The following is a 9,038-nucleotide window of genomic DNA, read 5'->3' on the forward strand; positions in this document are numbered from 1 at the left end:
ACAATCAAGGGGCGATCTGTTTGTCAGGAAACCACGAGTATATGTTTCTGACTTGGCTCGATAACCCAGAAGAAAGTTATGACCACTATCGTCGTAATGGTGGAGATACAACTATTAACTCTATCCTAGGTCGTCCCTTGGATGCCCCAGTTGATGGAGTAGAAGATGCCCAGCGTGTTGCTACTGAAGCGGCAGATTTGGTCGAATTTATTCGTCAAATGCCATTTGTGGTAGAGACAGACAAGTATATCTTTGTTCACGCAGGTATTGATTTGACCTTGGATGACTGGCATGAAACCACAGATTATAAAAAAGTCTGGCTCAGAAAACCATTCCACGAAGCAGAAAATCATACTGGGAAAACCATTGTCTTTGGACATACACCGGTCTATGGTTTGTTAAAGCAAGAGCGTGGTACTGCTGAGCTTTGGACTACAGAAGATGGCAAGATTGGAATGGATGGAGGAGCTGTTTATGGTGGTGTCCTTCATGGGATTGTCTTTACAGACCAAGGAATGACAGAACACCACTTTATCGAAAATGACGGCTTTGTTGCTGAAGATTAGTACTCCTGGCAGGGTATGGTCTTGTCAAAATGTCAAAAACAATTTATAATAAATAGATACCCTGAAAGGAAGAGAATCATGAACTTAGAAGAATTGAAAAAACGACAGGAGAAGATCCGTAACTTCTCTATTATCGCCCATATTGACCACGGGAAATCGACTCTAGCAGACCGCATTTTGGAAAAAACAGAGACCGTTTCAAGTCGTGAAATGCAGGCCCAGCTTTTGGATAGCATGGATTTAGAACGGGAACGTGGGATTACCATTAAGTTGAATGCCATCGAGCTGAATTATACTGCAAAAGATGGGGAAACTTATATTTTCCACTTGATTGACACGCCGGGGCACGTTGACTTTACTTATGAAGTTTCACGTTCACTCGCTGCCTGTGAAGGAGCTATTTTGGTGGTCGATGCTGCTCAAGGGATTGAGGCTCAAACCCTTGCCAATGTGTATCTAGCCTTGGACAATGATTTGGAAATCATGCCAGTCATTAACAAAATTGACCTTCCTGCTGCAGACCCTGAGCGCGTGCGTACAGAGATTGAAGATGTGATTGGTTTGGATGCCAGTGAAGCAGTTTTGGCTTCTGCCAAGGCTGGAATCGGTATTGAAGATATCCTCGAGCAAATCGTAGAAAAAGTACCAGCACCAACCGGTGATGTGACGGCGCCTCTTAAAGCCTTGATTTTCGACTCTGTTTACGATGCATACCGTGGGGTTATTCTCCAAGTGCGTGTCATGGACGGAGTTGTTAAACCTGGCGATAAGATTCAGCTCATGAGCAATAGCAAGACCTTTGATGTGACAGAAGTCGGTATTTTTACACCAAAAGCAGTTGGTCGTGATTTCCTTGCGACTGGTGACGTTGGTTATATTGCGGCTTCTATCAAGACGGTTCAGGACACTCGTGTGGGTGATACCGTTACCTTGGCAACCAATCCTGCGGCAGAGCCATTACATGGTTACAAGCAGATGAACCCTATGGTCTTTGCGGGTCTATATCCTATCGAGTCAAACAAGTACAATGACCTACGTGAAGCCCTTGAAAAATTGCAACTGAATGATGCTAGTCTCCAATTTGAACCAGAAACATCTCAGGCACTTGGATTTGGTTTCCGTTGTGGTTTCCTTGGACTTCTCCATATGGATGTTATCCAAGAGCGTTTGGAACGTGAGTTCAACATTGACCTCATCATGACAGCTCCATCTGTTATCTATAAGGTCAACTTGACCGACGGCGAGTCTATGGATGTGTCTAACCCATCTGAGTTCCCAGACCCAACTAAGATTGCGACCATTGAGGAGCCATATGTTAAAGCGCAAATCATGGTACCGCAAGAGTTTGTTGGAGCAGTGATGGAGCTAGCTCAGCGCAAGCGTGGGGACTTTGTGACGATGGATTATATCGATGATAACCGTGTCAATGTTATCTATCAAATTCCACTGGCTGAAATCGTCTTTGACTTCTTTGATAAGCTTAAGTCTTCAACTCGCGGTTATGCAAGCTTTGACTATGAATTGTCAGAGTACCGCCCATCTAAGCTAGTGAAAATGGATATCCTTCTCAATGGAGACAAGGTGGATGCCCTCAGCTTTATTGTTCACAAGGACTTTGCCTACGAACGTGGGAAACTCATCGTTGATAAGCTCAAGAAAATTATCCCTCGCCAACAATTTGAGGTTCCAATTCAAGCAGCTATTGGACACAAGATTGTCGCTCGTACTGATATCAAGGCCCTTCGTAAGAATGTACTTGCTAAGTGTTACGGTGGTGACGTTTCTCGTAAACGCAAACTCCTTGAAAAACAAAAAGCAGGTAAGAAGCGCATGAAAGCTATCGGATCAGTAGAAGTTCCACAAGAAGCCTTTCTCAGCGTCTTGAGTATGGATGAAGAATAAGTTATCAGAAATGCCTTTCCTTGTTCATAGGAAATTTATATAATAATAAATAGTAAAGCAGGCTTAGATGGTCTGCTTTTTTAGTTTCTAGAACAGAAAAAATGTTTGAAATGTTTGTTTATATGTTTGTTTTTATATAACAAGCTATAAAAACAACAAAAATATAAAAAAAGAGACAAAAAACAACAGAAAATCATTGACAACGGTTTCATATAGTGTTATACTTATAGCATAAAGTTAATGGAAAGAAGGGAAAACCTTATGGGATTAGATCATTTCTTTGACAAAAACCTTGTGTTTTGCTTAGAAGCGGATAATCAAGAACATCTCTTTGATCAGGTAGCAACTTTATTGGAAGAACGAGAAATCGTAACTCCAACTTATCGTGAAGCCTTGATCACGCGTGAAAAGTCATTTCCAACTGGCCTAGATATGGAATTTTTGGGTAAGGATTTGCCGAATGTGGCTATTCCTCACACAGATATTGTTCATAATCTAGCCGAAAAAGTTGTGGTCGTTCGATTAGAAAAACCAGTGACTTTCCACAATATGATTGCGCCAGATAAGGAAGTAGAAGTATCCTTGCTCTTCTTTATCATTAATAACTCAAGTTCAAGTCAAACGAACATTCTTGCTCAGTTGATGGACTTCTTTACTGGAAATAGTCATCTTGAAGACCTATCAAAAATTTCTGAACCAGAAGCCCTCTATGCTTATATTGCTGAAGCAATTGCTTAATTTTGTCTATTAAAAATATTAAATCGGAGGAAATCCATATGATTAAAATTCTTGCTGCCTGCGGTGCAGGTGTTAACTCAAGCCACCAAATTAAAAGTGCTCTTGAAGAAGAACTTTCAAACCGCGGTTTTGATGTTCACTGTGATGCAGTTATGGTAAAAGACGTTAATGAAGACCTTATCAAAGGTTATGACATTTTTACACCAATTGCTGCAACAGATCTTGGTTTTGACCCAGGTATTCCAGTTATCGAAGCTGGACCAATCTTATTCCGTATCCCAGCAATGAGTGCTCCAGTATTTGATAATATTGAAGCAGCTATCAAAGAACACGGGTTAAGCTAATTTTAATTTGTTAACATTCATATAACTATAAAAAGGGAGGAACTATTATGGATGTCATTATCGAACTAGCCAATAAGCTGTTCAAACCTATCTTGGATATGGGTGGGCCAATCATCATGCTGATCATTTTGACAGTATTGGCTCTACTTTTTGGAGTGAAATTCTCCAAAGCACTTGAAGGTGGTATCAAACTTGCCATCGCTCTTACTGGTATCGGTGCTATCATCGGTATGCTGAATGGTGCTTTCTCAGCATCACTTGCAAAATTCGTTGAAAATACTGGTATTCAATTGAACATCACTGACGTTGGTTGGGCACCACTTGCTACAATCACTTGGGGATCTGCTTGGACACTTTACTTCTTGCTCATCATGTTGATTGTCAACGTAGTGATGCTTGCTATGAAGAAAACTGATACACTTGACGTTGATATCTTCGATATCTGGCACTTGTCTATCACAGGTCTTTTGATTAAATGGTATGCAGACAACAACGGTGTAAGCCAAGGGGTTTCACTCTTCATCGCCACTGCAGCAGTTGTCCTTGTAGGTGTTCTTAAAATCATCAACTCTGACTTGATGAAACCTACATTTGATGACCTTCTTAACGCACCAAGTTCATCACCAATGACTTCAACTCACATGAACTACATGATGAACCCAGTTATCATGGTTTTGGATAAGATTTTTGAAAAATTCTTCCCAGGTCTTGATAAATATGACTTTGATGCTGCTAAATTGAACAAGAAAATCGGTTTCTGGGGATCTAAATTCTTCATCGGTTTCATCCTTGGTATCGTTATCGGTTTGATGGGTACTCCACATCCAGTTGCTGGCGTAGAAGATGCAGCAAACTGGCAATTAGTTATTAAAGGTTGGTTGTCTCTTGGTTTGACAGCCGGTGTATCTTTGGAACTCTTCTCACTCATCGGTTCATGGTTCATCGCTGCCGTAGAACCACTTTCACAAGGTATTACAAACGTTGCTACTAAACGTCTTCAAGGACGTAAATTTAATATCGGTCTTGACTGGCCATTCATCGCTGGTCGTGCTGAAATCTGGGCTTGTGCCAACGTACTTGCACCAATCATGTTGATCGAAGCTGTGCTTCTTTCAAAAGTCGGAAATGGTATCTTGCCACTTGCAGGTATCATCGCTATGGGTGTTACTCCAGCTCTCTTGGTTGTAACACGTGGTAAATTGCTCCGTATGATTATCTTCGGAACACTCTTGTTGCCACTCTTCCTTCTTTCAGGTACACTTATCGCACCATTTGCAACAGAACTTGCTAAAGGTGTAGGTGCCTTCCCAGCAGGTGTGAGCGAAACTCAATTGATCACTCACTCAACTCTTGAAGGACCAATCGAAAAACTTCTTGGTTGGACAATTGGTAACACTACAACAGGTGATATCAAAGCAATCCTTGGTGCTGTAGTCTTCCTTGTATTCTATATCGGTATCTTTGCATGGTACAGAAAACAAATGATCAAACGTAACGAAGAGTACGCAGCAAAAGCAAAATAATGCGCTCCTATAAAATGTAAATTGTTAAAGCTAGGTTGTCATTTTCCTGATAGGAGTGACAGCCTAGTTTTTTATAAACTATTAAGAAATCGGAGAAAATAATGGTAATTGAATTAAAATCAGAACAATTAAGTGTTCAATTTAACAGTTTTGGTGGGGCTCTGTCTTCTATAAAAGATGCTGAAGGACTTGAGTATTTGTGGCAAGGGGATGCTACTTATTGGAGTGGACAAGCTCCTGTTCTCTTTCCTATTTGTGGTTCATTGAGAGAGGATATAGCACTTTATATAGATGATAATGGACAAGAAAGTAAAGGAAAGATTCCTCGTCATGGTTTGGTTCGCAAGAAAGAATTTGAATTAGTTGAACAGACAGATAATAGTGTAACTTTTGCAATTGAAGACGATGAGAATACCTATCAGAACTACCCTTATCATTTCCGCCTAGAAATCACTTATAGCTTTACTGGCAAGACAGTACGGACTCAATACAAGATTTTCAATAAAGAAACTAGCAAGGTCATGCCTTACTTTATTGGTGGACATCCAGGATTTAATTGTCCTCTGCTTGATGATGAAGTCTATGAAGATTATTATCTAGAGTTTGAAAAAGAAGAGACTTGCTCTGTTCCACGTCCTTTCCCAGAAACAGGTATGTTGGATTTCCAAGATAGAAGTCCATGGCTAGAAGGTCAAAAAGAATTAGACCTCAGCTATGATCTTTTCAGTACAGATGCAGTTACCTTAGATGAATTGCAATCTAGAACAATTGCACTTCGTTCTCGTAAACATGATAAGGGATTGAAAGTGCACTTTGCAGAGTTTCCAAATCTCATCATCTGGTCAACTTTGAATAAAGGACCTTTCATTGCTTTTGAACCATGGTCTGGCTTGTCAACATCCCTTGAAGAAGGAGATCATCTAGAAGATAAGAAGAATGTTCGCCTCCTAGAACCTGGTCAAGTGGATCAAATTGGTTTTGACATCGAAATTTTTTAGTTAAAAAATAAAACATAAAAACAAACACTAACTGTTGACTTTTTCTAGAAATAGGAGTATATTATGTTTGTAAGCAACAAATGATGTTTGTAACAAACAAATAATCACTTGTTATATTTTCTTTCGTGGAGAAGGATTTTTTCTAGGAAACTGATTTCCTAAACTTGAATAAGGTGTCATTCATCTCATTCAATCTAATTTGTCAATAAACTGCTAGAAAGTCTTTTGTAGGTAAACTGCTAGCTATAAAAGTCTTTACTAGCCTAGAAAAATAAAAAGGAGTATACAATATGTCTATTGTTATCGGTGCAGATGCTGCAGGTTTGAGATTGAAAGAAGTTGTGAAAGACTTCTTGGAAAAAGAAAACTTCCACGTTGTGGATGTTACAGCTGAAGGTCAAGACTTTGTTGATGTGACTCTTGCTGTTGCTGCAGAAGTAAACAAAGAAGAACAAAACCTTGGTATCGTGATTGATGCTTATGGAGCTGGTCCATTTATGGTCGCAACTAAGATCAAAGGAATGGTTGCTGCAGAAGTATCTGACGAACGTTCAGCTTATATGACTCGTGGTCACAACAACTCACGTATGATCACTATGGGTGCACAACTTGTTGGTGATGAATTGGCTAAAAACATCGCTAAAGGATTTGTTAACGGTAAATACGATGGTGGACGTCACCAAATTCGTGTTGATATGTTGAACAAAATGTGCTAATTAGATTACAGTAAGGAAGGTAAGTTAAAAATGAGAATTGCAATTGGATGTGACCACATCGTAACAGATGAAAAAATGGCGGTTTCAGAATTTTTGAAATCAAAAGGATATGAAGTCATTGACTTTGGTACATATGACCATACACGTACTCACTACCCAATCTTTGGTAAAAAAGTAGGGGAAGCTGTAACTAGCGGTCAAGCTGATCTTGGGGTATGTATTTGTGGTACTGGTGTTGGTATCAACAACGCTGTAAATAAAGTTCCAGGTGTCCGTTCTGCCTTGGTTCGTGATATGACAACAGCCCTTTATGCTAAAGAGCAATTGAACGCTAACGTTATCGGTTTTGGTGGTAAGATTACTGGTGAATTGCTCATGTGTGATATCATCGAAGCTTTCATCCATGCTGAATACAAACCATCTGAAGAAAACAAAAAATTGATTGCGAAAATTGAACACGTTGAAAGTCACAATGCTCAACAAACAGACGCAAACTTCTTCACTGAATTCCTTGAAAAATGGGATCGCGGAGAATACCACGACTAAGAGGTGACCTATGATTTTAACAGTCACAATGAACCCATCCATTGATATTTCCTATCCTTTGGATGAGTTGAAGATTGATACTGTCAATCGTGTGGTGGATGTAACCAAAACGGCTGGTGGTAAGGGACTCAATGTTACCCGAGTACTTTCAGAATTTGGGGATTCTGTTCTTGCTACTGGTTTAGTTGGTGGTAAACATGGTGAGTTTTTGGTTGAACATATCGATGATCAAGTAAAGAAAGATTTCTTCTCAATTCAGGGAGAAACTCGTAACTGTATCGCTATTCTTCACGGAGACAACCAAACAGAAGTTCTTGAAAAAGGTCCTGAAGTATTGGAACAGGAAGGTCAAGACTTTTTGGAACATTTCAAGAAACTCTTGGAGTCAGTTGAAGTAGTAGCTATCTCAGGTAGTCTGCCAGCTGGTCTTCCAGTTGATTACTATGCGAGCTTGGTAGAACTTGCTAATCAAGCTGGCAAGCCTGTTGTCTTGGACTGCTCTGGTGCAGCACTTCAGGCGGTTCTTGAATCACCACATAAACCAACAGTCATCAAACCAAATAATGAGGAATTGTCTCAACTTCTAGGAAGAGAAGTTTCTGAGGATTTGGATGAATTAAAAGAAGTTCTTCAAGAACCTTTGTTTGCAGGTATTGAATGGATTATCGTTTCACTTGGTGCCAACGGTGCCTTTGCCAAACATGGTGACACTTTCTACAAGGTAGATATTCCTAGAATTCAGGTGGTAAATCCTGTTGGATCTGGAGATTCTACTGTAGCAGGAATTTCTTCAGGACTTCTTCATAAAGAATCGGATGCAGAATTACTCATCAAGGCAAATGTCCTTGGTATGCTCAATGCTCAAGAAAAAATGACTGGTCATGTCAACATGGCCAACTATCAAGCTCTATATGATCAATTAATAGTAAAAGAGGTATAAAATGGCTTTAACAGAACAAAAACGTGCACGCTTAGAAAAACTTTCTGATGAAAATGGAATCATCTCAGCTCTTGCATTTGACCAACGTGGTGCTTTGAAACGCCTCATGGCTCAACACCAAACAGAAGAACCAACTGTAGCTCAAATGGAAGAACTTAAAGTTTTGGTAGCAGATGAATTGACTAAATACGCTTCATCTATGCTTCTTGACCCTGAATATGGACTTCCAGCGACTAAAGCTCTTGATGAAAAAGCTGGTCTTCTCCTTGCTTATGAAAAAACAGGTTATGACACAACAAGCACAAAACGCTTGCCTGACTGTTTGGATGTTTGGTCTGCAAAACGTATTAAAGAAGAAGGTGCAGATGCAGTTAAATTCTTACTTTACTATGATGTAGATAGCTCAGACGAACTTAACCAAGAAAAACAAGCTTACATCGAACGTATCGGTTCTGAGTGTGTGGCTGAAGATATCCCATTCTTCCTTGAAATCCTTGCTTACGATGAAAAAATTGCTGACGCTAGTTCTGTAGAATACGCTAAAGTAAAACCACACAAAGTTATCGGTGCTATGAAAGTCTTCTCAGACCCGCGCTTTAACATTGATGTCTTGAAAGTTGAAGTTCCTGTTAACATTAAATATGTTGAAGGCTTCGCTGAAGGTGAAGTAGTTTACACACGTGAAGAAGCAGCAGCCTTCTTCAAAGCTCAAGATGAAGCAACTAACTTGCCATACATCTACTTGAGTGCTGGTGTATCAGCTAA

At 39.8% G+C, this 9,038-nt stretch carries 10 protein-coding genes; all 10 read left to right on the forward strand.

Going from position 1 to position 9,038, the window contains the following annotated elements:
• Positions 1 to 566 (forward strand): metallophosphoesterase (locus tag ACLNCN_RS01420; protein WP_424844477.1); only part of this gene is annotated, 566 nt, incomplete at its 5' end.
• A 78-nt stretch (positions 567 to 644) separates the two neighbouring features.
• Positions 645 to 2,468, forward strand: coding sequence for a translation elongation factor 4 (gene lepA, locus ACLNCN_RS01425; RefSeq protein ID WP_084887869.1), 1,824 nt, complete (start codon positions 645 to 647; stop codon positions 2,466 to 2,468).
• A gap of 261 nt (positions 2,469 to 2,729) precedes the next feature.
• The gene (locus tag ACLNCN_RS01430) at positions 2,730 to 3,206 is read left to right on the forward strand and encodes a PTS sugar transporter subunit IIA (protein WP_000521976.1); all 477 of its coding nucleotides are present in this window, start codon (positions 2,730 to 2,732) and stop codon (positions 3,204 to 3,206) included.
• A 38-nt stretch (positions 3,207 to 3,244) separates the two neighbouring features.
• A complete protein-coding gene (locus ACLNCN_RS01435; RefSeq protein WP_000590547.1) occupies positions 3,245 to 3,550 on the forward strand; it encodes a PTS sugar transporter subunit IIB in 306 nt (101 codons plus the stop codon).
• 47 nt (positions 3,551 to 3,597) lie between these two features.
• Positions 3,598 to 5,073, forward strand: coding sequence for a PTS galactitol transporter subunit IIC (locus ACLNCN_RS01440; RefSeq protein WP_000382513.1), 1,476 nt, complete (start codon positions 3,598 to 3,600; stop codon positions 5,071 to 5,073).
• A 101-nt stretch (positions 5,074 to 5,174) separates the two neighbouring features.
• Complete coding sequence (locus ACLNCN_RS01445) at positions 5,175 to 6,071, forward strand: aldose 1-epimerase family protein (RefSeq protein WP_424844478.1); 897 nt, start codon at positions 5,175 to 5,177, stop codon at positions 6,069 to 6,071.
• Between the two features lie 290 nt (positions 6,072 to 6,361).
• A complete protein-coding gene (lacA, locus tag ACLNCN_RS01450; protein ID WP_000029277.1) occupies positions 6,362 to 6,787 on the forward strand; it encodes a galactose-6-phosphate isomerase subunit LacA in 426 nt (141 codons plus the stop codon).
• A 30-nt stretch (positions 6,788 to 6,817) separates the two neighbouring features.
• Positions 6,818 to 7,333 carry a galactose-6-phosphate isomerase subunit LacB gene (lacB, locus tag ACLNCN_RS01455; RefSeq protein ID WP_001216913.1) on the forward strand — a complete coding sequence of 172 codons (516 nt, stop codon included), beginning with the start codon at positions 6,818 to 6,820 and terminating at the stop codon, positions 7,331 to 7,333.
• A gap of 10 nt (positions 7,334 to 7,343) precedes the next feature.
• Positions 7,344 to 8,273: a tagatose-6-phosphate kinase gene (locus ACLNCN_RS01460; protein WP_247949285.1), complete on the forward strand. Its 930-nt coding sequence runs from the start codon at positions 7,344 to 7,346 to the stop codon at positions 8,271 to 8,273.
• A gap of 1 nt (position 8,274) precedes the next feature.
• Positions 8,275 to 9,038 (forward strand): tagatose-bisphosphate aldolase (gene lacD, locus ACLNCN_RS01465; protein ID WP_424844479.1); only part of this gene is annotated, 764 nt, incomplete at its 3' end.

This window comes from Streptococcus sp. CL8.13, assembly GCF_049737895.1.